21 protein-coding genes are annotated in these 24385 nt (G+C 73.9%); all 21 read right to left on the minus strand.

Annotated features, from left to right (window positions below; all coding sequences use genetic code 11):
- Positions 1-26: 26 nt before the first annotated feature.
- Complete coding sequence (locus BJ976_RS07550; RefSeq protein WP_135028404.1) at positions 27-395, minus strand: hypothetical protein; 369 nt, start codon at positions 393-395, stop codon at positions 27-29.
- Entirely contained in the window at positions 392-1405 is a 1014-nt protein-coding gene (truB, locus tag BJ976_RS07555) for a tRNA pseudouridine(55) synthase TruB (RefSeq protein WP_135028405.1), read from the minus strand. The genes BJ976_RS07550 and truB overlap by 4 nt, the downstream gene beginning before the upstream one ends.
- Positions 1406-1417: 12 nt before the next feature.
- Entirely contained in the window at positions 1418-1852 is a 435-nt protein-coding gene (gene rbfA / locus BJ976_RS07560; RefSeq protein ID WP_135028407.1) for a 30S ribosome-binding factor RbfA, read from the minus strand.
- A gap of 79 nt (positions 1853-1931) precedes the next feature.
- Positions 1932-4754: a translation initiation factor IF-2 gene (gene infB, locus BJ976_RS07565; RefSeq protein WP_135028409.1), complete on the minus strand. Its 2823-nt coding sequence runs from the start codon at positions 4752-4754 to the stop codon at positions 1932-1934.
- 185 nt (positions 4755-4939) lie between these two features.
- Positions 4940-5284 (minus strand): YlxR family protein, encoded by a 345-nt coding sequence (locus BJ976_RS07570; protein WP_135028411.1) that lies wholly within the window; start codon positions 5282-5284, stop codon positions 4940-4942.
- A gap of 74 nt (positions 5285-5358) precedes the next feature.
- Positions 5359-6366, minus strand: a complete 1008-nt coding sequence (gene nusA / locus BJ976_RS07575) for a transcription termination factor NusA (protein WP_135028413.1) — start codon at positions 6364-6366, stop codon at positions 5359-5361.
- A gap of 1 nt (position 6367) precedes the next feature.
- On the minus strand, positions 6368-6952 hold the full coding sequence (gene rimP, locus BJ976_RS07580; RefSeq protein ID WP_135028415.1) for a ribosome maturation factor RimP: 585 nt from the start codon (positions 6950-6952) through the stop codon (positions 6368-6370).
- 79 nt (positions 6953-7031) lie between these two features.
- Positions 7032-7829 (minus strand): sulfite exporter TauE/SafE family protein, encoded by a 798-nt coding sequence (locus BJ976_RS07585; protein WP_135028417.1) that lies wholly within the window; start codon positions 7827-7829, stop codon positions 7032-7034.
- A gap of 18 nt (positions 7830-7847) precedes the next feature.
- Positions 7848-9674 (minus strand): proline--tRNA ligase, encoded by a 1827-nt coding sequence (locus tag BJ976_RS07590; RefSeq protein WP_135028419.1) that lies wholly within the window; start codon positions 9672-9674, stop codon positions 7848-7850.
- 79 nt (positions 9675-9753) lie between these two features.
- Entirely contained in the window at positions 9754-10683 is a 930-nt protein-coding gene (locus BJ976_RS07595; protein ID WP_135028559.1) for a GNAT family N-acetyltransferase, read from the minus strand.
- Entirely contained in the window at positions 10658-11809 is a 1152-nt protein-coding gene (gene ispG, locus BJ976_RS07600) for a flavodoxin-dependent (E)-4-hydroxy-3-methylbut-2-enyl-diphosphate synthase (protein WP_135028557.1), read from the minus strand. The genes BJ976_RS07595 and ispG overlap by 26 nt, the downstream gene beginning before the upstream one ends.
- A 126-nt stretch (positions 11810-11935) precedes the next feature.
- Positions 11936-12952 carry a hypothetical protein gene (locus tag BJ976_RS07605; protein ID WP_135028421.1) on the minus strand — a complete coding sequence of 339 codons (1017 nt, stop codon included), beginning with the start codon at positions 12950-12952 and terminating at the stop codon, positions 11936-11938.
- Between the two features lie 93 nt (positions 12953-13045).
- Positions 13046-14416, minus strand: coding sequence for a M50 family metallopeptidase (locus BJ976_RS07610; RefSeq protein ID WP_135028423.1), 1371 nt, complete (start codon positions 14414-14416; stop codon positions 13046-13048).
- Entirely contained in the window at positions 14413-15681 is a 1269-nt protein-coding gene (dxr, locus tag BJ976_RS07615) for a 1-deoxy-D-xylulose-5-phosphate reductoisomerase (RefSeq protein ID WP_135028425.1), read from the minus strand. Before dxr ends, BJ976_RS07610 begins: the two co-directional genes overlap by 4 nt.
- A 136-nt stretch (positions 15682-15817) precedes the next feature.
- Complete coding sequence (locus tag BJ976_RS07620) at positions 15818-17437, minus strand: monocarboxylic acid transporter (RefSeq protein ID WP_135028427.1); 1620 nt, start codon at positions 17435-17437, stop codon at positions 15818-15820.
- Complete coding sequence (locus BJ976_RS07625; RefSeq protein WP_135028429.1) at positions 17434-17811, minus strand: DUF485 domain-containing protein; 378 nt, start codon at positions 17809-17811, stop codon at positions 17434-17436. The genes BJ976_RS07620 and BJ976_RS07625 overlap by 4 nt, the downstream gene beginning before the upstream one ends.
- Positions 17812-17969: 158 nt before the next feature.
- The gene (locus BJ976_RS07630; protein ID WP_135028431.1) at positions 17970-18845 is read right to left on the minus strand and encodes an HpcH/HpaI aldolase/citrate lyase family protein; all 876 of its coding nucleotides are present in this window, start codon (positions 18843-18845) and stop codon (positions 17970-17972) included.
- Complete coding sequence (locus BJ976_RS07635) at positions 18842-19330, minus strand: MaoC family dehydratase (protein ID WP_135028433.1); 489 nt, start codon at positions 19328-19330, stop codon at positions 18842-18844. The genes BJ976_RS07630 and BJ976_RS07635 overlap by 4 nt, the downstream gene beginning before the upstream one ends.
- Before the next feature lie 4 nt (positions 19331-19334).
- On the minus strand, positions 19335-20522 hold the full coding sequence (locus tag BJ976_RS07640) for an acyl-CoA dehydrogenase family protein (protein ID WP_135028435.1): 1188 nt from the start codon (positions 20520-20522) through the stop codon (positions 19335-19337).
- Complete coding sequence (locus BJ976_RS07645) at positions 20519-22636, minus strand: acetyl/propionyl/methylcrotonyl-CoA carboxylase subunit alpha (protein WP_229667136.1); 2118 nt, start codon at positions 22634-22636, stop codon at positions 20519-20521. The genes BJ976_RS07640 and BJ976_RS07645 overlap by 4 nt, the downstream gene beginning before the upstream one ends.
- Positions 22637-22644: 8 nt before the next feature.
- Entirely contained in the window at positions 22645-24267 is a 1623-nt protein-coding gene (locus BJ976_RS07650; protein ID WP_135028437.1) for a carboxyl transferase domain-containing protein, read from the minus strand.
- Positions 24268-24385 lie beyond the last annotated feature (118 nt).

Genomic DNA, 24385 nt, shown 5'->3' on the forward strand with positions numbered 1-24385 from the left:
CTCTCCGTCCTGCCGGGCTGTCCGGCTCACCACTGTCCGTACCAGATGACCTGCATGCGGTGGAGCATGACCACCACCGTGGGGCCGACCACCGCGAGCACGAGGTTCGCCCACCGGGTCCTGTCCGAGGCCGCCCAGAGCACCGCGATCACCGGGACCACGAGCGCCGTGAGCACGTACCCCCAGAACTCCCACACGGGACCGTTCAGGGGGTCTCCCCCCAGCTGGCGGAACGCCCCCACCACACCGTAGACGAGCAGGAACAGCTCCACCGCCGCCACGGACACGATGGAGGCGTCCGCCGGGTGCGTGCGCAGCGCCGTCATGGCCAGGCACACCAGCAGCGAGAGGACCCCCACCGCGGTGCCGGCCCAGAACCAGGTGTCGAGGATCACGACGCCCCTCCCTTCCCCTCGCCCTCCGCGGGCGCGAACACCAGGTGCGGGCGGGCGACGTCCCGTCCTGCACGGCGGCCGTCCTGCAGGAGGGCCACCACGGTGCCGTCCGGAGCGCGGCCGGCCACGAGGTCCGCGGGGGCCTTCCCCGACGACGACGGCGCACCCTCGGCGGGCGCCGCGCCGCCGGTGCCGGTCGGCGCGATCGCGCGGCCGAAGGACAGCTCCCGGGCCTCGTCGGCGGTGAGCTCGCGGACCGGGAAGAGCCCCGCCGCGGCGTCGGAGAGCTCGGTCATCACGAAGCGCTCCGCCAGGGCGTCCAGGCCCACGGCGTCGGCCACGTCGAAGGGGCCCACGGCGGTGCGGCGCAGCGCCGTGAGGTGCCCGCCGGTGTCCAGGGCCTCGCCGAGGTCCCGGGCCAGGGCCCGGATGTACGTGCCGGAGGTGCAGCGGACGGTGACGTCCAGGTCGACGGTGCGGCCGTCGTCGAGCCGCCGGAAGTCCGCCACGTCGAAGGCGTGCACGGTGACCTCCCGGGGGGCCAGCTGCACGTCCTCGCCTGCGCGGACGCGGTCGTACGCCTTCCGCCCGCCCACCTTGACGGCGGACACGGCCGAGGGGACCTGGGAGATGGTGCCCGTCAGCGCGGCGACCTGCTCGGCCACCCGCTCGGGGGTGACGGCGTTCGCCAGGCGGGTGGCGATCACCTCGCCCTCGGCGTCGTCCGTGAGGGTGGACTGCCCCAGCCGGATGGTGGCCGTGTAGGCCTTGTCCGTGCCGGTGATGGCGGTGAGCAGGCGGGTGGCCTTGTTGACCCCCACCACGAGCAGACCCGTGGCCATGGGGTCGAGGGTGCCGGCGTGGCCGACCTTGCGGGTGCCGGCCAGCCTGCGGACCCGCCCGACGACGTCGTGCGAGGTCCACCCGGCCGGCTTGTCGACGAGGACGACCCCCGACGCCTCGGTGCCCGGGGCGTCGGGGGTCGGTCCGTGTGCGGTGCGTGCGGTCATGTCAGCCGTGCCTCACGCCTGCTCGTCGTCGTCCGACGTCCGGTAGGGGTCCGCCTCGCCGGCGTACTGGGCGCCCTCGCGGGCACGGGCCAGCTCGGCGTCCCGCTCCTTGGCGGCGCGCAGCACGTCCTCGAGGTGCGCGGCCGCCTCGGGGACGGTGTCGGGCACGAACTCGAGGGTCGGGACCAGGCGGATGGTGAGCCCACGGCCCACCTCGCGACGCAGCACGCCGCGGTTCTCCTGGATCGCCTCGTGGGCGGCGGCCACGGTGGCCTCGTCCCCGAGGACCGTGTAGTACACGCTCGCATGCTGCAGGTCGTTGGTCACGCGGACCTCCGTCACGGTGACGGGCTCCACGCGGTCGTCCTTCACGGCGCGCCGCAGCGCCTCCGCGACGAGGACCTTGATGCGCTGGGCCAGGCGGCCTGCGCGGGCCGGATCGGCCATGTCAGTCTCCTTCCGTGCCACGCTTCCGGGTCCGCGGGGCGGGGCGCCGTCACCGGCGCCCCGCCCCGTCGTCGGACGCTCAGGCGCGTGGCTTCTCCTGCATCTCGAAGGTCTCGATCACGTCGCCCTCCTTGATGTCGTTGAAGTTGCCGAGGCCGATGCCGCACTCGTAGCCGTCGCGCACCTCGGTGGCGTCGTCCTTGAAGCGGCGCAGGGACTCGATCCTGAGGTTGTCGGCCACCACGCTGCCGTCGCGCACCAGGCGGGCCTGGGCGTTGCGGCGGATGAGGCCCGAGCGCACCAGCGAGCCGGCGATCGCGCCCCACTTGGAGGAGCGGAACACCTCGCGCACCTCGGCCGAGCCCAGCGCGACCTCCTCGTACTCCGGCTTGAGCATGCCCTTGAGGGCGTTCTCGATGTCGTCGATCGCGTCGTAGATGACGGAGTAGAACCGCATGTCCACGCCCTCGCGGTCGGCCAGGTCGGCGACCCGCTCGGCGGGACGCACGTTGAAGCCGATGATGATGGCGTTGTCCACGGTGGCCAGGTTGACGTCGTTCTGGGTGATCGCGCCGACGCCACGGTGGATGACGCGCAGCTGCACCTCGTCCTCGCCGACCTCGATCTTGAGGAGCGAGTCCTCGAGCGCCTCCACCGGACCGGCGGCGTCGCCCTTGATGATGAGGTTGAGCGTGTCGAGCTTGCCCTCGGCCACGGCCTGGTCGAAGTCCTCGAGCGTGATGCGCTTGCGGCGCTTCGCGAGCTGTGCGTTGCGGTCGGCCGCCTCGCGCTTCTCGGCGATCTGACGGGCGGTGCGCTCGTCGTCGGTCACCAGGAACGAGTCGCCGGCGCGCGGCACCGAGGACAGGCCCAGCACCTGGACGGGGCGCGACGGGTCGGCCTCCTCCACGGGGTTGCCGTTCTCGTCGAACATGGCGCGCACGCGGCCGTGGGCGGAGCCCACCACCATCGTGTCGCCCACGCGCAGGGTGCCGGTCTGCACCAGCACGGTGGCGACGGCGCCGCGGCCCTTGTCGAGGTTCGCCTCGATGGCCACGCCGCGGGCGTCCTTGTCCGGGTTCGCCGTCAGCTCGAGGGCCGCGTCCGCCGTCAGCAGGATCGACTCCAGGAGCTGGTCGATGTTGAGGCCGTTGCGGGCGGAGACGTCCACGAACATCGTCTCGCCGCCGTACTCCTCGGGCACGATGCCGTACTCGGTGAGCTGGCCGCGGATCTTGTCCGGCTGCGCGCCGTCCTTGTCGATCTTGTTGACCGCCACGACGATCGGCACGTCCGCCGACTGCGCGTGGTTCAGCGCCTCGACCGTCTGCGGCATGACGCCGTCGTCGGCCGCGACCACGAGGACCGCGATGTCCGTGACCTTCGCACCGCGGGCACGCATGGCGGTGAACGCCTCGTGACCCGGGGTGTCGATGAAGGTCAGGCGGCGCTCCTCGCCCTCGTGCTCCACCGGCACCTGGTAGGCGCCGATGTGCTGGGTGATGCCGCCGGCCTCGCCCGCGATGACGTTGGACTTGCGGATCGCGTCCAGCAGGCGGGTCTTGCCGTGGTCCACGTGGCCCATGACGGTGACCACCGCGGGGCGCGCGACGAGGTCGTCGGCGTCCTCGTTGGCCTCCTCGGCCTCGAGGTCGATGTCGAAGGCCTCCAGGAGCTCCTTGTCCTCGTCCTCCGGGGACACGACCTGGACCTTGTAGCCCAGCTCGTCGCCGAGCAGCTGGAAGGTGTCCTCGTCGAGGGACTGGTTGGCCGAGGCCATCTCGCCCAGGGTGAAGAGGACCTTCACGAGGTCCGCGACGTCCGCGCGGATCTTCTCGGCGAAGTCGGCCAGGGACGCGCCGCGGCGCAGGCGCAGGATCGTGGTGCCGTCGCCCTTGGGGACCTTGACGCCGCCGATCTCACGCGTGTGCTGCTGCTCGAACTCCTGGCGCTTCGCGCGCTTGGACTTGCGCCCCTTGCGCGCGCCGCCGCCGCCGCGGCCGAACGCACCCTGCGCGTTGCCGCGACCGCGGTTCGGACCGCCGCCCGGACGGCCGGGGCCGCCGCCGGGGCCGCCGCCGGGACGGCCGCGACCGCCGCCGCCGCGGCCGGGGGCCGGAGCAGGGGTGATCTGCTTGGGCATCATGCCCGGGTTCGGGCGCGGACCGCCCGCACCCGCGGCCGGACGGGGACCGCCCGGACGGGGGCCACCGGCACCGGCGGCGGGACGGGGACCGCCCGCACCCGCGGCCGGACGGGGACCGCCCGGACGGGGGGCGCGGTCCTCACGGCCCTGGCGCATGCCCTGGGACGGGGCGAACGGGTTGTTGCCCGGACGCGCGCCGCCCGGACGTCCGCCGGGACGGGCGCCCGGACGGGGGCCGCCCTGGCCGCCGGCGGCGCCCTTGGAGGTGAACGGGTTGTTCCCCGGGCGCGGGGCGCCCGGCTTGGCACCGCCCGGCTTCGGGGCGGTTGCGCCGGGCTTGGGGGCGGCGGCCGCCGGCGTGGGCGCGGCGGGACCGGCGGGGCGCGGGGCCTCGGCCTTCGGCTGCGCCGGGGTCTCGGCCTTCGGCTGGGCCGGCGCCGCCGGGGCGGGGGCCGGCTTCTGACCCGGCTTGGGCGCCGCTCCGGGGGTGGGGGTGGCCTTCTGGCCGGGCTTGGGACCCTGGCCGGCCTTCGGGGTGGGGGCCCCGGACTTCGGCGAGCCCTGGCCCGGGCCGCCGGAGGTCGGAGAGCCCTTAGCGGCGCCGGCGTAGGCGCCGCGCAGCTTCTTGACCACGGGGGGCTCGATGGTGGAGGAGGCGGAGGAGACGAACTCCCCCATGTCCTTGAGGGTGCTCAAGGCCTCCTTCGAGGTGATGCCGAGCTCCTTGGCGAGCTCATGGACGCGGACCTTTGCCACGGTTCTCCTGTTCTGGCCTCGCGGGCCGCCGGAGCCGTGGGGCGCCGGTCAGCGCGTCGCGAGACCGTTGACGTCTGTCCAGGCCGTCGCGTCCGCCGTCCGGGCGTGCGCGTCGCGGCCTGCCTGATAGCAGGGGGTGAAGTTCATCGCTGGGCACTCATGCTTCAGTGCTCATCGGGTACGCATCAGATCTCTGACCCGCCTTCATCTGTCGGTCTGTCAGCCGGCGCGGCGTGCTCCGTCCCGCCCGGCCCCTGCGGGGCCTCGTGGGTGGCCTGCGGCTCCGCCATGAGTCCGTCGGGATCCACGGGGCCACGGAAGGCCCGGTGGAACGCACGACGGCGCAGGGCGAGCTGCAGGCACTCCGGTCCGGGGTGCAGCCAGGCACCGCGTCCGGGACGGCGTCGGCTCCGGTCCCAGACGACGGACGGGGGTTCCGTCGACGGGTCCAGCGCCACGCGCACCAGCTCTGTCCGGTCCACCTCGGCTCGGCACCCGACGCAGGTGCGCACGACCGTCCTGGACGTCATGCGTTCAGCCTCCTGCGGGCGCCGGAACGAGAATGGACCTCAGCCATCCTAGCGCGTCCGCCGGTCCGCAGGTCTCAGGACTGCTCGGGCGCGGCCGGGGCGGGGGCTCCGCCCCCCTGCGGGGCGTCGCCCACGATGTCGATGCGCCAGCCGGTCAGGCGGGCGGCCAGGCGGGCGTTCTGCCCCTCCTTGCCGATGGCGAGGGAGAGCTGGTGCTGGGGCACGGTCACGCGGGCGGAGTGCTGGGCCTCGTCCAGGATCTCCACCGACACGGTCCGGGCCGGGGACAGGGCGTGGGCGATCATCTCGGCCGGGTCGTCCGAGTGCTCCACGATGTCGATCTTCTCCCCGCCGAGCTCGGCCATCACGGCCCGCACGCGGGTGCCCATCTCGCCGATCGCCGCGCCCTTGGGGTTCACGCCGGCGCGGGTGGCCCGGACCGCCATCTTGGTGCGGTGTCCGGCCTCGCGGGCCAGGGCGGTGATCTCCACCACCCCCTCGGCGATCTCCGGGACCTCGAGGGCGAACAGGCGGCGCACGAGGTCCGGGTGCGAGCGGGAGAGCGTGACGGAAGGGCCCTTGGGGCCGCGGGTGGCCGAGATGATCACGGCGCGCAGGCGGCGGCCGTGACGGTACTCCTCGCCCGGGACCTGCTCGGGCGGCGGCAGCACCGCCTCGAGGGTGCCGAGGTCCACCTGGACCATGTGCCGGTGGGTGCCCTGCTGGATCACGCCGGAGACGAGCTGGCCCTCGCGGTCCTTGAACTCGCCGAGCACCTTCGCGTCGTCCGCGTCCCGCAGGCGCTGGAAGATGACCTGCCGCGCCGTGGAGGCGGCGATGCGGCCGAAGCCGTTGGGGGTGTCGTCGAACTCGCCCACCCGCGTGCCGTCGTCGTCCACCTCGGGCGCCCACACCGTCACGTGGCCGGTGGCGCGGTCCAGCTCCACGCGGGCGCCGCGGATGGCGCCGGGGGTGCGCTGGTAGGCCATCAGCAGGGCCTGCTCGATGGCCGGCACGAGACGGTCCAGGGGGATGTCCCGCTCCGCGACCAGCATGCGCAGCGCGCTCATGTCGATGTCCAACTCAGGCCTCCGTGTGCTCTGCCGTGTCCGATGCCCCGGAGCCGTCGGCGTCCTGGGCGGTCGACCACTCTACCTGGACCCGTCCGGGGCCGAGCCGGTCGAAGGGCACGTGCTCGGCGGGCAGCACCTTGGGCCGCATCCCCTTCTTGGCGCCGGCCCGGACGGTCTGCAGCTCGACGCCCACCGGCTCCACGGCGAGCACGCGCGCGGTGACGGGCAGCGCCCGGTCGACGCTCACCTCCACGAGGCGGCCCACGGCCCGGGCCCAGTGGCGCGGCTCGGTCAGCGGTCGGTCGACGCCGACCGTGCCCACCTCCAGCACGTACTCCCCCGTGCCGACGCCGGGCACGTGCGCGCCCTGGGCGTCGAGGGCGGCGGAGACCAGTCCGGAGAGCTCGGCGACCTCGTCCAGGCTGAGCCCCTCCGTGCCCTCCGCGCGGTCCAGGAGGACCTCCACGGTGGGCGTGGCCGCGGCGCCCGCCACGCGCACGGACTCCACCACGACGCCCCGGTGCGCGAGGGCGTCCGCGATCAGGGCCTCCAGCTCGGCGGGGGCGGCGGGGGCGGTCTCCGGCGTGCGGTCCATGGATCCTCCAGGCGGGGTCGGGCGGGGCGGGGCGCCGCGGTCCGCGGCACGGCCACTGTACGCGGGCCGGCGCGGGGCGTCAGGCCGCCAGCGGGGCCAGCACGTCCCAGCCCAGGCGTACGATCAGCGCCGCGACCACCGTCAGGAACACGACGCGGATGAAGCCGGCGCCGCGGGCGATCGCCATGCGGGCGCCGACGTAGCCGCCGGTGAGGTTCGCGAGGCCGAGCAGGAGCCCCAGCCCGAGCACCGCGTGGCCGGCGGGGAGGAAGAAGGCCAGCGCCCCGAGGTTGGTGGCGAGGTTCACGATCTTGGCCTTCGCGGAGGCCTGCAGGAAGTCGTAGCCGAGCACCCCCACCAGGCCCAGGATGAGGAACGTGCCCGTGCCGGGGCCGAGGACGCCGTCGTAGAAGCCGACGACGGCGCCCACCGCCAGGGCCCGCACGGCATGGGCGGCACCGGTGTGGCGCAGCCCCTGGGTCAGACCCATCTGCGGCCGCAGGGCCGTGACCAGCAGGACCACCACGAGTGCCACGAGGATGACCGGGCGGATCACCGCGGCGGGGAGCACCGTGGCCACCACCGCGCCGCCCAGGCTGCACACCAGGGCGACGCCGGCCATGGGCAGCGCCGTGCGCAGGTCCGGGCGCACCCGGCGCGTGTACGTGGCCGCGGACACCGCCGTTCCGAAGACGGAGCCCATCTTGTTGGTGGCCAGCGCCTGGACCGGGCTCAGCCCGGGCACCAGGAGCATCACCGGCAGCTGCAGCAGGCCGCCGCCGCCGACCACCGCGTCGATCCAGCCGGCCGCGAACCCCGCGACCAGCACCAGCAGCACGAGGCCGAGGGTGAGCTCGACGGGCCCGAAGAGGTCCATGGCCGGCGGGCGTCCGGGTCAGCCCCGGGGGCGGACGACGGCCAAAACCTCGGCCGCGGCGGAGTCCACGCGGATCGGGCGGGCCTCCCCGGTGGCGCGGTCCTTGAGCTCGAGCTCCCCGTCGGCCAGGCCGCGGCCGACCACCACCGCCGTGGGCACGCCGATCAGCTCGAAGTCCTTGAACTTCACGCCGGGGCTGACCTTCGGGCGGTCGTCCACGAGCACCGTCAGGCCATGGGCCTCCAGCTCGGCGGCCAGCGCGAGCGCGGCCGCCACGCCGTCCTCGCCCTTGGTGGCCACCACCACGTGCACGTCCGCGGGCGCGACCGCGCGGGGCCAGACCAGGCCCTTCTCATCGTGGTAGCGCTCGGCGATCGCGGCCACGGCGCGGGTCACGCCGATGCCGTACGAGCCCATGGTCACCACGACCTGCTTGCCGTTGACGTCGAGGACCTTCAGGTCCAGGGCCTCGGCGTACTTGCGGCCCAGCTGGAAGATGTGGCCCATCTCCATGCCGCGGCGCGCGCGCAGCGGGCCCGAGCCGTCCGGCGCGGGGGCGCCTTCGCGCACCGCGGTGGCCTCCAGGACGCCGTCCCAGTGGAAGTCACGGCCGGCGACGAGGCCGAACACGTGCTGCTGGGGGGCGTTCGCGCCCGTGATCCACACGGTGCCGGGGGCGACGCGCGGGTCCACGAACAACGGCAGGCCGGATACCGAGCCCTCGGCCCCCAGCACGGGGGTGCCCTCCACCGCGCCGGCGGCGCCCGGGCCGATGTAACCCCGGACGAGCGCAGGGTGCTTCGCGAGGTCCTCGGCGGTGGCGGCCTCGAGCGTGGGCTCGCCGATGACGCCGAGGGCCGGACCCACCGACGCCTCGAGGCGCTTGAGGTCCACCTCGCGGTCGCCGGGCACGGCGACGACGAACCGGCGGCGCTCGCCGCCGTCGACGACCGCCGTCAGGACGACGCACTTGAGCGTGTCCGCGGCCTCCCACGCGCGGTCCTCGCGGGGCTGCAGGGAGTTCGCCACGTCCACGAGGGCGGCGATGGTCGTGGAGTCCGGGGTGTCGTTCACCTCAGCGGCCGGCAGGGCCGCCATCTGCTCCTCGGTGAGGGCCTCGGGGGCCACGGTGGTGACGGCCTCCACGTTGGCGCGGTAGCCGCCGTCGGACTCCACGAAGGTGTCCTCGCCGACCTCGGTGGGGTGGAGGAACTCCTCCGAGCGGGAGCCGCCCATGGCGCCGGAGGTCGCCCTCACCGGCACGACCTCGAGGCCGAGGCGCTCGAAGATGCGCAGGTAGGCGGCGCGGTGGGCCTCGTACGCGACGTCGAGGCCGGCGTCGTCCACGGTGAAGGAGTAGGAGTCCTTCATGACGAACTCCCGGCCGCGCAGCAGGCCGGCCCGCGGACGGGCCTCGTCCCGGTACTTCGTCTGGATCTGGTACAGGTACGCGGGCAGGTCCTTGTAGGACGAGTAGAGGTCCTTCACGAGGAGGGTGAACATCTCCTCGTGCGTGGGCGCCAGGAGGTAGTCGTTCTCCTTGCGGTCCTGCAGGCGGAACAGCCCGTCCCCGTACTCGTCCCAGCGGCCGGTGGCCTCGTAGGGCTCGCGGGGCAGCAGCGCCGGGAAGTGGACCTCCTGGCCGCCGATCGCGTCCATCTCCTCGCGGATGACGGCCTCCACCTTCGCGAGCACCTTCAGGCCCAGCGGCAGCCAGGTGTAGATGCCGGGGGCGGCTCGGCGGATGTAGCCCGCGCGCACCAGCAGCCGGTGGCTGGCCACCTCGGCGTCGGCCGGGTCGTCCCGCAGGGTCCGCAGGAACAGGGTGGACATGCGCAGGGGCATGGGTGGGCCTCCTTCGGGCGCCGGGTGGGGTGCGCGGCGGACGTGCGGCCGCGCCGTGGTGGCCCGATCCTATCGGCCGTCAGTACAGGACGGTGGCGAAGGTGCCCCGCTGCTCGAACCCCACCCGCGCGTACGTGCGCAGCGCCGGGGTGTTGAACGCGTTCACGTACAGGCTCACCCGGGGCGCACGGCGGGCGATCAGCCGGACGGCCTCGGCCATGGCGGGCACGGCCAGGCCGCGGCCGCGGTGCCCCGGGTGGAGCCACACGCCCTGGATCTGGGCGCAGCGGGAGGACAGCAGGCCGATGTCCGCCTTGAACAGCACCCCCGAGGTGGGGTCCCCGTCCACGGGGCGGCCCGGGGCGTGCATCACCCGGCCGTCGGCCACCAGGCGCCGGACCCGGTCCCGGTACTGGGCCGCTCCCGTGAGGAACGGGGAGAAGCCGAGCTCCTCCTCGAACATCGCGGCGCTGGCCGGCACGACCGCGTCCAGGTCCTCCGGGGTCGCGGGGACGACGCCGACACGCGGGGCCGCCTCGTCCCGGAGAGGCGCACCCCGCTCCCCCCGCACGAGCAGGGGCTGGTCCTCCCGGACGGCGCGCGGGCGGTGGCCGGCGGCGCGCAGCGCCGCACCGATCGGCAGGACCACCGATGCCGGACCGTACACGGAGGCGAACCGGCGGCGCAGGGCGGCGACGGCGGCCGCGAGGGCCGGGGCGTCGTCGTCGTCCCCGGCCACGGGGACCACGGTGGAGCCCACCCACACGGCGGAGCGCAGCTCACCGGGCCGGGCCGGGTCCTCCGCGCCGAGGAACAGGGTGCCGTCCGCGCCGCCGCGGGGACCGGCCAGGCGGCCGGCCTCGAGGAGGGACTCGACGTAGACGTTGGACACCGGGTCCCGCGCCGCGAGGGCGGCGAGCGCCGCGGTGTCCGCGTCCGTCAGCGGGCGGACGCGGCCGTCCGAGACGGCGCGGACGTCCCGGTCAGTGGACGGAGACCGTCGGGGCACCGGCGGCAGGCGCCTCACCGCCGTCCTCCTGGTGGCCCATCTCGGCCGCGATGCGGCGGGCCTCCTCGACGAGGGTGTCCACGATCTGGTCTTCGGGCACGGTGCGGATGACCTCGCCCTTGACGAAGATCTGCCCCTTGCCGTTGCCGGAGGCCACGCCGAGGTCCGCCTCGCGGGCCTCGCCCGGGCCGTTCACCACGCAGCCCATGACGGCCACGCGCAGCGGGACGGTGACGTCCTTGAGGCCCTCCGTGACCTCCTCCGCCAGGGTGTAGACGTCCACCTGGGCGCGGCCGCACGACGGGCAGGACACGATCTCCAGCTTGCGCTCCCGCAGGTTCAGCGACTGCAGGATCTGCAGGCCGACCTTGATCTCCTCGACCGGCGGGGCGGAGAGGGACACGCGGATGGTGTCCCCGATGCCCTTGCCGAGCAGGTAGCCGAACGCGGTGGCGGACTTGATGGTGCCCTGGAACGCGGGGCCGGCCTCGGTCACGCCGAGGTGCAGCGGCCAGTCGCCCTGCTCCGCCAGCAGCTCGTAGGCGCGGGCCATGATCACCGGGTCGTTGTGCTTCACCGAGATCTTGAAGTCCTGGAAGCCGTGCTCCTCGAACAGCGACGCCTCCCACACGGCCGACTCCACGAGGGCCTCCGGCGTGGCCTTGCCGTGCTTCTGCAGCAGGCGCGGGTCCAGGGACCCGGCGTTGACCCCGATGCGCAGCGACGTGCCGTGCTCGGTGGCCGCCTGCGCGATCTCCTTGACCTTGTCGTCGAACTTCTTGATGTTGCCCGGGTTCACGCGCACCGCGCCGCAGCCGGCCTCGATCGCGGCGAACACGTACTTCGGCTGGAAGTGGATGTCCGCGATCACGGGGATGGTGGACTGCTGCGCGATGATCTTCAGCGCGTCCGCGTCCTTGTCCGTGGGGCAGGCCACGCGGACGATGTCGCAGCCGGCGGCGGTGAGCTCGGCGATCTGCTGGAGGGTGGCGCCGATGTCGTGCGTCTTGGTGGTGGTCATGGACTGCACCGAGACCTGGTGCTGCGAGCCCACGCCCACGCGCCCCACCTGGATCTGCCGGGTGGGCCGGCGGGGGGCCAGCACGGGCGGCGGGGCGGACGGCATTCCAAGGCTCACAGGCACGGGGTGCTCCTCACGAGGGGGTCGAGGCTTCCGGCGCGGCCGCCGGACGTCCCGCCCAGTCTAGGCGCCGGGGGCCACACCCCCACAGGCGGGCCCCCGGCGTCGGTCTCACTGGTAGGACACGAACCAGGGCTTGGGCTCGACCTCGAAGGTCTCCTGGGGGGTGAACGTGGGGGTGTCCTCGTCGATGAAGTTCTTCCAGCCCATGGAGAAGTGCTCCGGCAGCTCCTTGAGGAGCCACTCCCAGGTGTTGAACTTCATTTCGGGATGGCCGTGGCCGTCCGCGTGCAGGACGAACGCGAGCCCCTCGCGGTCCACGATCTGCTCGCGCTGCTCGATCATGGTCAGCCGGAACTGGTGGAGCATGAACACCTTCTCCGGGAGCGACTCGCGGGCCACGAGGTCCGCCAGCCACGCGCTCGTGGCGTTGACCTCGGCGGCGGTGACCTGGCCGATGTCCCGCATGTGCTTCTGGCCCGGTCGCAGACGCCACTCCGGGTCCAGGGCGAGGCCCACATGGGGCTGGACGAGCAGGTCCTCGATGCGCTTGGCCTGGGTGAGGAAGTCCTCGAACCCGGTCTGCAGGTCCAGCACCACGTGGACGCCGGCTTCGCCCGCCCCGGTGACCCACTCCTCCAGCCGCTCCCTGTCCACCGGCCGCGAGTACGCCCCCTGCGGGCCGGGGTCGGCGGTGGCCATGGTGGTGATCATCTCGAACGCCGGCTGCACCGGCTCCTCAGAGAAGGGCTGGTAGGAGGCCGCGAGGTCCTTGGCCCGCTCGATGCTCGCCTGCAGGTCCTGCTCGCCGAGCACGCCCAGCTGGGGCACCCCGGGAGTGCCGTAGAGGGCCACCAGTCGCCGTGCGGGGAACATCTGGCGGCCACCGCCGGGCAGCTCGGCCTGCGCGGGGGTGGGGGTCGCCGTGGCCGTCGGCAGCGGGGAGGTGGACGTGGTGGAGCCCACCGACGTGGAGGGAGCGGAGCCGTCCGACGGGCCCGCCTTCACCGCGGACTCCTCCTGCGCGCCGCAGCCCACGAGCGCGGCGGTCAGGCCGCCCAGGCCCAGCAGGGCCGATCGGCGGGAGAGGGCAGGGACCCGTGGACGCAGGGAAGGCGATGATGACATGAGCCAAACCTATGGCACGCAGGTCACGACTCGGTCACGGTCCGTCATCGGGCGGGCCGCCGGGGCCCGTCGCCCCGTCGCCCCGCCGCGCACTCAGAACAGGCGCACCGGCTCCACCACGTCCGCCACGATCAGCAGCACTCCCATGCCCAGCATGAGCGCACCCACTGCGTACGTCAGCGGCAGCATCACGGCCAGGTCGAACGGCCCCGGATCCGGACGACCCCGCAGGCGCGCCCACCACCGGCGCAGCCCCTCGTAGAGGGCTCCGGCCACGTGGCCGCCGTCCAGCGGGAGCAGCGGTATGAGGTTGAACACCATGAGCGCCACGTTGACCCCCGCCACCAGCGAGAGCATCAGGGCCGCCTTGTCCGCGAGCGCCACGGAGTCCAGGGCGGCGGCCTCCCCGGCGATCCGGCCGACGCCCACTACGGACATTGGCCCGTTCGGGTCCCGCTCAGCGGGGGTCACCACGGCGACGGCGGTGTCCCACAGCCGCTGCGGCAGGACCAGGATCACGTCCGCCACGGCGGCGATCTGCCGGCCCACGGTGGGGACGGCCTCCCACGCCGGCAGTCGCACCGTCTCCTGCTGCGAGCCGAGGCCGATGAACCCGACCGGCTCCGTGCGGACCCCGCCGTCCGCGGCGCGCTCGGGGACGCCCAGGGCGTCCGTCACGGGGCGCTCCGTGAGGCGCGGGGTGAGGGTCGACTCGATGCGCTCCCCCTCCCGCTCCCACGCGATCGGGGTCGGCTGCCCCGCCCGCTCGCGGATCGCGGCGGAGAGCTGGTCCCACGTCCGGATCTCCTGCCCGGCGAAGGACACCACGGTGTCCCCCGGACGCAGACCCGCCTCGTAGGCGGGGGCCACCGGGTCGTCCTCCCGGCAGGCGCCCGGATCCTCCCCGGCGGCCTCACGGGCCTGTCGGTCCGGGGCGGAGACCACGCACCGGTACACCTCGGCCGCCGTCGTGGAGGGCTGGGAGACGCCGAACGCGCTCACCAGGACGCCGGTGAGGGCGAGGGCGATCAGCAGGTTCATGAACGGGCCGCCCAGCATGATCACCACCCGCTGCCACACCGGCAGCTGGATGAACTGCCGGCCCTCGTCGGCGGCCGTCAGCTCGGCGGCCGCCTGGGCCCGGGCGTCGTCGGCCATGCGTCCGGCCCGGGCGAGCACGCCGGTGGACCCGGTGCGCGCCACCGTCCCGCCCTTCGGGGGCGGGAGCATGCCCACCATGGCGACGTAGCCGCCCAGCGGGACCGCCTTGACCCCGTACTCGGTCTCCCCGCGCCGCCACGAGGCCACCGTGGGGCCGAACCCCACCATGTACTGCGTCACGCGCACCCCGAAGGCCTTGGCGGGGACCAGGTGCCCCACCTCGTGGAGGGCGATGGACAGGGCGAGACCGAGGGCGACGACGAGCACGCCGGCCACGGACCAGAGGGCGTCCACGGGGCTCACCAGCGGGCACGCGCGGCGCGGCGGGCCCAGTCCTCGGCGGCCAGCACGGCCTCCACCGTGAGGTCGTCCGGGTCCTGGCCGGCCGCGGCGAGGACGTCCTCGGGCCGGTACTCCCCCAGGACCGCGCGCACGGTCCCGAGGATCCGGTCGAAGCGGATCGCGCCGTCGTGGAAGGCGTCCACGGCCTCCTCGTTGGCGGCGTTGAACACGGCCATGTGCGTGGCCGAGGCGCCGGCGGCCTCCTTGGCCAGCGCGACGGCGGGGAACGCCTCCTCGTCGAGGGGCTCGAAGGTCCAGGTGGCCGCCTGCGTCCAGTCGCAGCCGGGGGCGGCGTCGGGCACACGCTCGGGCCAGCCGAGGCCGAGCGCGATCGGCAGGCGCATGTCCGGCGGGGAGGCCTGCGCGAGGGTGGAGCCGTCCGTGAACTCCACCATGGAGTGGACGACGGACTGGGGGTGGACCACCACGTCGATCCGCTCGAGCGGGACGTCGAAGAGCAGGTGCGCCTCCACCACCTCGAGGGCCTTGTTCACGAGGGACGCCGAGTTGGTGGTCACCACCCGGCCCATGTCCCATGTGGGGTGGGCGAGGGCCTCGGCGGGGGTGACCTCGCGCAGCCGCGCGGGCGAGCACCCGCGGAACGGTCCGCCGGAGGCGGTGAGCACGAGGCGGCGGACCTCCTCCGCGGTGCCGCCGCGCAGGGCCTGGGCGAGCGCGGAGTGCTCCGAGTCCACGGGCACCAGCTGTCCGGGGGCCGCGGCGGCCTTCACGAGGGCGCCGCCCACGATGAGGGACTCCTTGTTGGCCAGGGCGAGCCGGTGGCCGGCGGCGAGCGCGGCGAGGGTGGGGCGCAGGCCGATCGAGCCGGTGATGCCGTTGAGCACGGTGTCCGCGCCGGACCACGCGGCGATCTCCGTGGCCGCCTCGGGGCCGGTGAACACGTGCGGGCGGGGGTCCGGCCGGTCCAGACGTGCGGCGGCGTCGGCCAGGGCGGTGCGCAGCTGCTCCGGCGTGGCCGCGGCCGAGCCGACCGCCTCGACGCCGAACCGCACCGCCTGCTCCGCGAGCAGGGCGGTGTTCGTGCCGCCGGCCAGGGCCACGGCGCGGAACCGCTCCGGGGACCGGGCGATGACGTCCAGGCCCTGGGTGCCGATCGAGCCGGTCGAGCCGATCAGGGCGACGCGGCGGGGCGTCCGATCCGGGTCGGCGTCGGGCGCGGCGGCGTGGCGGGGATGCGTGAAGTCGGTGAGGGATCCGTGGGTCACCGGGCCATCATGCCAGCGCGCCCTGGACGCCCGCCGGGGGGCACGGCGGCGGGGACGGCGAGGGCCCGCCGGTCCCGCCGGTGGGGGCGGGACGGGCGGGCCCGTCGTCGGGCGTCCGGTCACGGACGCGCCGGGATCAGTGCTGGACCGGCTTCTCGGCGCCGACGCCGGTGAGCGAGCGCACCTCCATCTCCGCCTGCTTGTCCGGGTCCTCGGCCTCCTTGGAGGTCACGGAGCCCAGCCAGCCGAGGAGGAAGGCCAGCGGGATGGACACGATGCCCGGGTTCTTCAGCGGGAAGAGCGCGAAGTCGGCGCCCGGGATCATGGAGGTCTCCGCCCCGGACATCACCGGGGAGAAGACGATCAGGACGATCGCGGAGATCAGGCCGCCGTACATGGACCACACCGCGCCGCGCGTGGTGAAGCCTTTCCAGAACAGCGAGTACAGGATGGTCGGCAGGTTCGCCGAGGCCGCCACCGCGAAGGCGAGGGCCACGAGGAACGCGACGTTCTGGCCCTGCGCGGCGATGCCGCCGACGATCGCGAGGACGCCGATGACCACCACGGTGATCTTGCCGATGCGGACCTCCTCCTGCGGGGTGAGCGGCTTCTTCGCGATCACCGAGCCGTACACGTCGTGGGCGAAGGACGCCGCCGCCGTGATGGCCAGGCCCGCGACCACCGCGAGGATGGTGGCGAACGCCACCGCGGAGACCAGGCCCAGCAGAATGGAGCCGCCGAGCTCGAAGGCCAGCAGCGGAGCGGCCGAGTTGACGCCGCCGGGAGCCGCGAGGATGCGCTCGGGGCCGATCAGCGCGCCGGCGCCGGTGCCGAGCACGAGGGTGAAGAGGTAGAACGCGCCGATGAGCACGATCGCCCACACCACCGACTTGCGGGCCTCCTTGGCCGTGGGCACGGTGTAGAAGCGCATCAGCACGTGCGGCAGGCCGGCCGTGCCGAGCACGAGGGCCAGGCCGAGGGACAGGAAGTCCAGGCGCGTGGTGAAGTTCTTGCCGTACTGCAGACCGGGCTCGAGGATCGCCTCACCCTTGGGGTGGATGTCCACGGCGGCGCCCAGCATGCCGTTGAAGTCGAAGCCGAACAGCGCCAGCGACCACACGGTCATGACGGCCGCGGCGGCGATCAGCAGGATCGCCTTGATGATCTGGACGTAGGTGGTGCCCTTCATGCCGCCGATCAGCACGTACACGATCATGAGCACGCCGACGACGACGATCACGAGCGCCTGGCCGGCCGCGTCCGTGATGTTGAGCAGGAGGGCCACGAGACCGCCGGCGCCGGCCATCTGGGCCAGCAGGTAGAAGAGGCAGACGGCCATGGTGCCGAAGGCCGCCGCGATGCGCACCGGCCTCTGGCGCAGGCGGAAGGAGAGCACGTCGGCCATGGTGAACCGGCCGGTGTTGCGCAGCAGCTCGGCCACGAGCAGCAGGGCGACGAGCCAGGCCACGAGGAAGCCGATCGAGTACAGGAAGCCGTCGTAGCCGTAGAGGGCGATGGCGCCCACGATGCCGAGGAACGAGGCCGCGGAGAGGTAGTCGCCGGCGATGGCGGTGCCGTTCTGGGTGCCGGAGAAGCCGCGGCCGCCGGCGTAGTAGTCGGCGGAGGAGTTGCTGGTCTTCGACGCGCGGATCACGATCACGAGGGTGACCACCACGAAGGCGACGAAGATGCCGATGTTGACCAGGGGGTTGCCCACCGTGGCCGTGGTCTGGAGCAGGGGCGTCGCGACGTTCATCGGGTGGCCTCCGGGGTCTCGGGGCCGGTGACGGCCTCACGCTCGAGGCGCTCACGCAGCGCGGTGGCGCGGGGGTCGAGGACGCGGTTGGAGAAGCGAACGTAGGCGAAGGTGATGGCGAACGTGGTGACGAACTGGAGCAGCCCGAGCACCAGCCCGAGCGTGATGTTGTCGTACACCCGGATCGCCATGACCTGGGGGAAGAACGCCCCCATGATCACGAACAGCAGGTACCAGACGAAGAACGCGACGGTCATGGGGAAGGCGAAGGAGCGGTGGGTGCGGCGGAGCTCGCCGAACTCCTCGGAGCGCTGTGCGGCGCGGAACTGCTCGGCCGTCGGCGACGACGGCGGAGCGTGCTCGGTGGATGACATGGGTGCCTCCGGTGGGTGGGTGCGGGGACGCCGTGACCGGGATCACAGTGGCGCTCACCACACTCTGGGCCCTCGGGGGACCCGGGGTCAAGCGGAAATGTATACACGTCTCTGCATGACGGCTGTATGACGTTCCGCTCTCACCGTGCCCCGTGCCCTCACGAGGGCGGCGCGTCGCCGATTCGCTCCGCCCGCGCCAGAACCGCCCGCGCCTGCGCGAGCACCACTTCATCCACCATCGCACCGTCCAGCGCGAAGGCGCCGTGCCGACCCCGCGCTGCCGCCAGGATCCGGCGGGCACGCGCGACCGTCTCCGGCGCCGGCATGTATGCAGACCGCACCACCGATACCTGCTGCGGATGCAGGCACACGGTGGCGGTGCACCCGAGGGCGGCGGCGTCCTCGGCCTCGGCCGCGAGGCCGTCGCGGTCCGCGAGATCCAGGAAGACCGCGTCCCAGGCGGCCACGCCGTGGGCCGCCGCGGCGAGCAGGACGGCCGAGCGCGCGTGGCGCACCGGTTCCCGATAGCCGCCGTCGGCGTGCCGCGAGGACGTCCCGCCCATCGAGGCGACGAGGTCCTCCGCCCCCCACATCAGCGCGCCGACGTGCGGGTGCGCCGCGAGCGCGGGCGCCGCGAGGACCCCCGCGGCGGTCTCGCACAGGGCGGCCACGCGCACGTCCTCCCCCAGGGCCGCGACGATCCCGTCCACCTGGGCGGGGTCCTCCGCCTTGGCGAGCATGAGGGTGCGCCAGCCGGTCTCGACGAGCGCGGCCAGGTCCGCCTCGTGGTCGGCGGTGCCCGCGGGGTTCACGCGCACGAGCACGCGTTCCGGGTCCAGCCCGGTGACCTCACGCGTGGCCCAGGCCTCGGCCACGGCGCGGCGGGCGGCCGGCCGCGCGTCGGGGGTGACGGCGTCCTCGAGGTCGAGGATGACGGCGTCGGCCTTCGCCAGCCCGCCGGCGAACCGCTCCGGCCGGTCCGCGGGCGTGAACATCACGGCCGGCCCGTGCGCCAGGCGCGCCCCGGCGCTCATGCGCCCGCCTCCCGGTGGGCGGCGGCGGTCCACATCAGGCACGTGCGCTGCGCGCGGGCCACCACCGTGCCGTCCTGGTTGGTCCCGGTGTGGGCGAACACCACGATCCGCTGACCCGGCCGCGAGGAGGACTCCCGGATCGAGACGACCTCGGTGGAGGTGGTGAGCGTGTCGCCGTGGAACACGGGCGCGGGGAAGGCGATCTCCCCCAGACCCAGCTGGGCCACGAGCGTGCCCTGGGTCAGCTGCCCCACGGACTGGCCCACCATGGTGGACAGGGTGAGCATGGAGTTCATCAACGGGCGCCCGAAGGTCTGCGTCGCGGCGAACGCGTGGTCCAGGTGGAGCGCCTGGGTGTTCATGGTGAGCGTGGTGAACGCGACGTTGTCCGCCTCGGTGAGCGTGCGCCCCGGGCGGTGGACGTACACCTGCCCGACCTCGAGCTCGTCGGCGTAGCGGCCGCGCTGGACGATCGGCTCTACCATCGGCTCAGAGCCCCAGCTCGCGCGCGATCAGCATGAGCTGCACCTCGGTGGTGCCCTCGCCGACCTCGAGGATCTTGGAGTCGCGGTAGTGGCGGGCCACGAGGGACTCGTTCACGAACCCGTAGCCGCCGAACACCTGCGTGGCGTCGCGGGCGTTGTCCATGGCGGCCTCGCCGGAGATGAGCTTGGCCAGGGCGGCCTCGGTCTTGAACGGCTTGCCGGCGAGCATCTTCTGCGCCGCCTCGTAGTAGGCCAGGCGCGCGGCGTGCGCGCGGGCCTGCATGCGGGCGATCTTGAAGGACACGGCCTGGAAGCTCGCGATCGGGGAGCCGAAGGAGGTGCGCTGCTTCGCGTAGGCGATGCACGCGTCCACGCAGCCCTGGGCGGCGCCGGTGGCCAGGGCCGCGATGGCGATGCGCCCCTCGTCCAGGATGGACAGGAAGTTCGCGTAGCCGAGGCCGCGGGTGCCGAGCAGGTTCTCCTCGGGGACCATCGCGTCCTTGAAGTGCAGCGGGTGGGTGTCCGACGAGTTCCAGCCGACCTTGTCGTAGGCCTTGCCCACCGTGAAACCGGGGGTGTCCGAGGGGACGATGATCGTGGAGATCTCCTTGGCGGGGCGGCCGTCCGGGCCGGTCTTCCCCTCCACCTGGCCGGTGACCGCGGTGACGGTGACGAACCGCGTGATGTCCGTGCCGGAGTTGGTGATGAACTCCTTGGCGCCGTTGACCCGCCAGGACCCGTCCTCGAGGCGCGCGGTGGTCTGGGTGCTGCCGGCGTCGGAGCCGGCGCCCGGCTCGGTGAGGCCGAAGCCGGCCAGGGCCTCCCCCGCGGCCAGGGAGGGCAGCCAGCGCTCCTTCTGCTCCTGGGTGCCGAACTTGAGGATCGGCATGGCGCCGAGGGAGACGCCGGCCTCGAGGGTGATGGCCACGGACTGGTTCACGCGGGCCAGCTGCTCGAGCGCGAGGGACAGGGCGAAGTAGTCCCCGCCCATGCCGCCGAACTCCTCCGGGAAGGGCAGGCCGAACAGGCCCATCTCCCCCATCTGGGCCACGATCTCGTACGGGAACTCGTGCTTCGCGTCCAGCTCGGCCGAGACGGGGGCGACGACCTCGTCGGCGAACTCGCGGACGGTGTCCGAGAGCAGCTGGTAGTCCTCCTCGAGGACGGGCAGGGTGCGGTGGGCGATGCTCATGCGAGGTCTCCTTCAGTGGCATGCTCGGGGGCGTCGTCGGGGTCGACGACGGCGATCAGGGAGCGGGCGGCGACGGCGTCGCCGACGCCCACGTGGACGGTGACGGTGCCGGCGACGCCAGCGGTGACGGGGTGCTCCATCTTCATGGCCTCGACGACGGCGAGCTCGGCGCCGGCCTCGACGTGCTCCCCGGTGGCCACGGACACGGCCACGACCGTGCCAGGCATGGGCGCGCGGGCCTCGGGGGAGCCGCCGCCGGCCGGGGCTCGACGCGCGGCGGCCGCGGCGCGGGACGCCGCCACGCGCTCGGCACGGGACAGGCGCTCGACGCGACAGGTGGCGCCGTCGTGGTGGATCCAGACGGCGTCCGGGTCCGAGGGGTGGCGGAGCCACCGGCCGCCCACGTCTGCGGGCTCCGCCTCGTCCAGCGTGGTCGGCGAGCCCTCCGGGCCCACCGACCCGGACCCGCGCCACAGCACGGAGAGGTCCTCCCAGCGCAGCGGCAGCGCGGGGGCGGGGGCGCCGGCGGCGCGCCAGGCGTCCTGGCGGTGCCACGCACCGGCGGGCCGCGCCTGGAGGCCGGCCGCGGCCGCAGCCGCCTCGTCGATCCCGTGGATCGTGAGCGAGGAGGTGAAGGGGCCCGGAGCGAAGGCGCGGCCGGCGGCGTCCCACACCTCCACGCCGGGGGCCGGGGCCTCCCACGCGGGCGCCTCGTCGATCAGGGAGGTCGTCAGGTGGCCGGCCCGGACGTCGTCGCGGGCGGCGAGGTGCCGCAGCCAGCCGAGGTTGGAGCGGACGCCGAACAGGACGGTCTCCGCGAGCGCGGCGTCGAGGCGGTCGAGGGCCTGCGCGCGATCCTCACCGCGGGCGATGACCTTGGCGATCATGGGGTCGTAGTGGCCGGTGACCGCGGGCTGGGCGGGGGCGTCGCCGTCGGGGGCGGGCGGGAACAGCAGGGTGTCCACCCGCACGCCCTCCCCCTGGGGCGGCTCCCACAGCAGCACGGGCCCGGCGTCGGGCAGGAAGCCGTTCGCCGGGTCCTCGGCGTACACGCGGGCCTCGACGGCGGCACCCTCCAGGGTCACGTCCTGCTGCGCGAAACCGAGCGCCTGGCCGGCGGCGATCCGCAGCTGCAGCTCGACGAAGTCCAGGTCCTCGCCGCGCACGCGCACGACCTCCTCGGAGACGGGGTGCTCCACCTGCAGGCGGGTGTTCATCTCTATGAAGAAGAACTCGTCCGGGTTCTCGTCCGAGACGAGGAACTCCACGGTGCCGGCACCCACGTAGCCCACGGACTCTGCGGCGTCCACCGCGGCCTTCCCGAGCCGCTCGCGCAGCTCCGCACCGTGCGCCAGTCCGGTGAGCAGGGGCGCGGGGGCCTCCTCGATCACCTTCTGGTGGCGGCGCTGCAGGGAGCACTCCCGCTCCCCCAGGTGCACGGTGTGCCCGTGGGTGTCCGCGAAGACCTGCACCTCGATGTGGCGCGGGGCCGTGATGAGCCGCTCGAGCAGGAGCGTGTCGTCCCCGAACGCGGAGCGGGCGGTGCGGCGGGCCGAGGCCAGCGCGGCCGGGAGCTCGTCCGCGGCGTGCACGGCCACCATGCCCTTGCCGCCGCCGCCCGCGGAGGGCTTGATCAGCAGCGGGAAGCCCACGCGCTCGGCCTCGGCCAGGATCTGCTCGTCGGTCAGCGTGGGATCGGCGATGCCCGGCACCACCGGCACGCCCCGGGCGGACACGGTCTCCTTCGCGCGGATCTTGTCCGCCATCGCGTCCAGGGACGCCACGGACGGGCCCACGAACACGACGCCGGCCGCCTCGAGAGCGCGCGCGAAGTCCGCGTTCTCGGAGAGGAACCCGTAGCCGGGGTGCACGGCCTGGGCGCCGGTGTCGACGGCGGCGCGCACCACCGCGTCGATGTCCAGGTAGGACTCGCGGGCGGGGGCGGGGCCGAGACGCACGGCGAGGTCGGCCTCGCGCACGTGGCGGGCGTCGTCGTCGGCGTCGGAGTACACGGCCACCGAGCGGATGCCGAGGCGGCGCAGGGTGCAGATGACCCGCACGGCGATCTCGCCGCGGTTGGCCACGAGGACGGTGTCGAAGAGGGGTGCGATCACGGCGGGGCTCACATCCGGAACAGGCCGAAGCGGGGCTCCGGCAGCGGGGCTCGGGAGACGACGTCGAGCGCGAGGGCGAGCACGCGGCGGGTGTCCCCCGGCGTGATGATCCCGTCGTCCCAGAGGCGGGCGGTGGAGTACAGGGGGTTGCCCTGGTCCTCGTACTGGGCGCGGATGGGCGCGGCGGCCTCCTCGACCTGCTCGGGGGTCAGGGGGGTGCCTCCGCCGGCGACGATCTGGTCCTGCTTGATCTGGGTGAGGACGGAGGCCGCCTGCGGGCCGCCCATGACGGAGATGCGGGCGTGCGGCCACATCCACAGGAAGCGCGGGGAGTACGCGCGGCCGCACATGGCGTAGTTGCCGGCGCCGAAGGAGCCGCCGACCACCACGGTCAGCTTGGGCACGCGCGTGGTGGCCACGGCGGTGACCATCTTGGCCCCGTCCCGGGCGATGCCGCCGGACTCGGCGTCCCGGCCCACCATGAACCCGGAGATGTTCTGCAGGAACAGCAGCGGGATCCCCCGCTGGTCGCACAGCTCGATGAAGTGGGCGCCCTTGCGTGCGGAGTCGCCGAACAGGATGCCGTTGTTCGCCAGGATCCCCACGGGGTGCCCGTCGACCCGCGCGAACGCGGTGACCAGCGTGGTCCCGTAGCGGGCCTTGAACTCGTGCACGGAGCCGCCGTCCACGATCCGGTCGATCACCTCGCGCACGTCGTACGGGGTGGCGACGTCGGCCGGCACCACCTCGGTCAGCGTCGCCGGGTCCACGGCGGGCTCCACGGCCGGCGCCACCGTCCAGGCCGGGCCCTGCGGGGCGGGCAGGGTCGCCACGATGTCCCGGAGGATCTGCATGGCGTGGACGTCGTCGTCGGCCAGGTGGTCCGCCACGCCCGACTGCTCGGTGTGCAGGACGCCGCCGCCGAGGTCCTCGGGGGTGACGTCCTCGCCGATCGCGGCCTTCACCAGGGGCGGGCCGCCGAGGAAGATGGTGCCCTGCTCGCGCACGATCACGGTCTCGTCGCACATGGCGGGCACGTAGGCGCCGCCCGCGGTGGAGGAGCCGCACACGGCGGCGATCTGCGGGATGCCGAGGGCGGAGAGCTGGGCCTGGTTGCGGAAGATCCGGCCGAAGTGCTCGCGGTCCGGGAAGACCTCGTCCTGCTTCGGCAGGAACGCGCCGCCGGAGTCCACGAGGTAGAGGCAGGGCAGGCGGTTCTCGAGGGCGATCTCCTGCGCACGCAGGTGCTTCTTGACGGTCATCGGGTAGTAGGTGCCGCCCTTGACGGTGGCGTCGTTGCCCACGACCATCACGTGCCGCCCGTGCACCAGGCCGATCCCGGCGACGACGCCGGCGGCGGGGCTGTCCCCGTCGTACAGGCCGTGTGCGGCCAGCGCCCCGACCTCGAGGAAGGGTGAGCCCTCGTCCAGGAGCGCGTCGATCCGGTCCCGCACGAGCAGCTTGCCGCGGGCGACGTGGCGCTCGCGGGAGCGCTCGGGGCCGCCCCGGGCCGTGCGGGCGAGGAGCTCGGCGAGCTCGGCCTCCAGACGGGCGTGCTCGGCGGCGTGACCGCCCGGACGGGCGTCGTCGGCCGCCGCCGCGGCGGCGCTGTCCTGCGATGCGAGCGTCACGCGGACCTCCCTTTCAGTGAATGGCGATTCACCGGAATCGTCAGGCGCCACAATAGGGGTCCACGTCACAGGTGTCCATGCGCGGGTCGGCTCCGCCGGTGGCTCACTACAGTGGGGC

Origin of the sequence: Micrococcus flavus, from assembly GCF_014204815.1 — a bacterium.
GTDB classification, from domain to species: domain Bacteria; phylum Actinomycetota; class Actinomycetes; order Actinomycetales; family Micrococcaceae; genus Micrococcus; species Micrococcus flavus.